Genomic DNA, 409 nt, shown 5'->3' with positions numbered 1-409 from the left:
GAGCGCGGCGCGGCCGCCGAGATACTCGGCACGGGCGCCGACGGAGTGGAGATTGTCGCGCAGGCGGATGAGCGCCGCCTCCTGCCCCGCCTGCGCAACCGTCAGGCAGCCGCGCGGCGTCATGATCGGGTGATCGGTGAAGCCCTCGGGCGGCGTCTCCAGGAAGGCGCGGCTCGCCTGCGCCATCTTCCGCATCGTCGCGGCGCTGATCCCGACGGTGAACTGGGCCGCGGTGCGGCCGGAGCTGTGATAGCTGAAATGCTCCTCACGCTCGATCACGGCGACCGAGCCATGGGCGGAGAGGAAATAGGCGGCTGACGCGCCCGCTATCCCGCCGCCGATGATGATGACGTCAACCTGCATCGGCCGAACGCTTCCCTGCACTGCTGCCTGGCAACCGACGACCGGT

The 409-nt window shown here is 69.9% G+C and carries 1 protein-coding gene; it reads right to left on the bottom strand.

The window, feature by feature from the left end:
- Window positions 1-363, bottom strand: a 363-nt coding sequence (locus tag AC1D34_RS38325; protein WP_476827119.1) for an FAD-dependent oxidoreductase, incomplete at its 3' end; no start/stop codon positions are given.
- Between the last annotated feature and the right edge of the window lie 46 nt (window positions 364-409).

The organism is Allobosea sp. P1_A7, assembly GCF_056406775.1.
The sequence above is the reverse complement of the archived record's forward strand: the minus strand, read 5'-3'. Positions and strand labels throughout refer to the sequence as shown.